3 protein-coding genes and 1 pseudogene are annotated in these 2338 nt (G+C 58.2%); all 4 read right to left on the reverse strand.

Annotated elements, in window-relative coordinates; genetic code table 11:
• Positions 1-12 precede the first annotated feature (12 nt).
• Positions 13-489, reverse strand: coding sequence for a transcription antitermination factor NusB (nusB, locus tag WA989_RS12465; protein WP_424340818.1), 477 nt, complete (start codon positions 487-489; stop codon positions 13-15).
• A complete protein-coding gene (gene ribH / locus WA989_RS12470) occupies positions 486-914 on the reverse strand; it encodes a 6,7-dimethyl-8-ribityllumazine synthase (protein ID WP_424340819.1) in 429 nt (142 codons plus the stop codon). Before ribH ends, nusB begins: the two co-directional genes overlap by 4 nt.
• A gap of 1 nt (position 915) precedes the next feature.
• Entirely contained in the window at positions 916-2040 is a 1125-nt protein-coding gene (ribB, locus tag WA989_RS12475) for a 3,4-dihydroxy-2-butanone-4-phosphate synthase (RefSeq protein WP_424340820.1), read from the reverse strand.
• Between the two features lie 4 nt (positions 2041-2044).
• Positions 2045-2338: pseudogene (locus WA989_RS12480) on the reverse strand (riboflavin synthase); the annotation flags it as partial.

A 2338-nucleotide genomic window follows, 5' to 3' on the forward strand; every position in this document is an offset into this window, starting at 1 on the left:
GGAAAAGGCCACCTATTCGCCCGGGCGCAGGTCCTTTGAGATATTGTCGAGGACAGCGTTGACGAAATTGGCTTCCGTCTTGTCGAAGAAATCATGTGCCAGAGACACATACTCATCGAGGATTACAGCTTTTGAAAGCTCCTGATGTTCGACGAGTTCGCCTGTCGCAGCGCGTAGAATGGCGCGGGTTGTGGAATCGAGGCGCGCCAGTTTCCAGCCCTTGTTGAGCCTTGCCAAAATCGCTTGATCGACTTTTTCCTGATTGGTGATGACACCCTGTACAATGGACTTGAAGAGATCCGGATCGGCCTCTTCGACAGGCTCTTCGTCCTCGCCAAAGCCGAGCCGGTCTTCCATGAATTCACGGATAACGGCTTTCAGGCTGTCGTCGGTCTGCTCCATTTTGTAGAGCGCCTGCACAGCGGCCAGCCGCGCGCCGGCCCGGCGGGCGCGAATGACGTCAAAGGGGAGTTTCTGGCTGTCGATCATCCGACGAATTTTTTCCTGAGCTTGAGCATTTCGAGGCAGGCGACCGCGGCATCCCTGCCTTTGTTCTTGCGCTTACGGTCTGCACGGGCGAGCGCCTGATCTTCATTCTCGACCGTCAGGATGCCATAGCCGATTGCCAGCCGCCGCTCTACAGCAAGATGCATCAGGCCGCGCGCACTCTCGCCGCAGACATAGTCATAATGGGTCGTCTCGCCCCGAATGACGCAGCCAAGGGCGATATAGCCATCATAGCGTCCGCTGTCGGCGGCCATGGCGATAATGCCCGGCACTTCAAACGCGCCTGGTACCTCGATGGTCTCGACCACAACGTCTTCGCTTTCAAGCGTTTCGGCCACGCCAGCCTCGAGCTCGCGCGAGATATGGTCATAATAGCGCGACGTCGCGATCAGGATGCGGTGAGGCATTTCAGGTCTTGCTTTCGTTCAGGGTTTGCCAACCTTCGATGTTGAGACCGTAGCCTTCAAGACCGGCAACTTTTGTAGGTTGAGTATCGGATAGGAAAATCATCTTGCGCACGCCAAGTTCGCGCAGGATTTGCGCCCCGACGCCGTATTCGCGCAAGGGGGTGTGCGGATCGTCATCCGGGGTCTTTAGGCCAAGCCGGCTCGCGATCGAATTGGGCCGCATCGTATTGACGAAGACAACCACACCGGGGTTTTCAGATTCAGCAATTATCTGCATGGCCCGGGCAACGAGGTTCGACCTTGGACCCTTCTGGCCGAGTACATCAGCCAGGACGTCCGTGCGATGGACGCGGACCAGCACTGTTTCATTGGCATCGATCTGGCCATGAACCACGGCTATATGTTCGGAATTGTCGATCGCGTTACGAAAGACGACGGTCTTGAACCCTTCGCCATATTCGCTTTCCAGCGGAGCTTCGACGCGCCGTTCAAGGTAGCGGTCGTTCTTGCGGCGCCAAGCGATAAGGTCGGCGATCGTGCCGATCTTGAGGCCGTGCAGCTGGGCGAAGGATACAAGCTCCGGCAGGCGCGCCATGGAGCCGTCGTCGTTCATGATCTCGCAGATGACGCCGGCCGGATAGAGCCCCGCCATGCGCGAAATATCGACGGCCGCTTCGGTATGGCCCGCCCGGACCAGGGTCCCTCCGTCACGTGCCACAAGTGGAAAGACATGGCCCGGAGAGACGATGTCGTGATGGTCCATGGTCGGATCGATGGCGACAGCAATGGTTTTGGACCTATCAGCGGCGGAGATGCCTGTGGTCACGCCTTCCTTGGCTTCGATGGACACCGTGAAGGCCGTCTGCATGCTTTCGCGGTTGTCGCGCGCCATCATGTCGAGATTGAGCGTCTTGGCCCGCTCCTGAGTCATCGACAGGCAGATAAGGCCCCTGCCGAAGCGCGCCATGAAGTTGACTGCTTCGGGGGTCGCGAAACTTGCGGGGATGACGAGATCGCCTTCATTCTCCCGGTCCTCGGCATCGACCAGGATGAACATGCGGCCATTGCGGGCATCTTCTATGATTTCATCGATCGAGGAGATCGCGGCGTGAATATCATCGCTCATAAATCTATCCGTTTTCGGGGGCATCTGCCCCGATCATCCGCGCCACGTAACGCGCCAGCATATCGACCTCAAGATTGACCTTGCTGCCCACCTGCAATTGGCCGAGCGTCGTGACCTGCCAGGTATGCGGAATAATGGCGACATCGAAGGTTCCATCATCATTCGCGACCGCCACCGTAAGCGATACGCCGTCAATCGCGACAGAACCCTTCGTGGCAAAATATCGCGCGAGGTCGGCGGGGGGACGGATCGTAACGCGGTGGCTTTGGCCCTCATCCTTGATGGAGACCACTTCGCC

This window comes from Henriciella sp. (assembly GCF_049649345.1).
Lineage (GTDB): Bacteria > Pseudomonadota > Alphaproteobacteria > Caulobacterales > Hyphomonadaceae > Henriciella.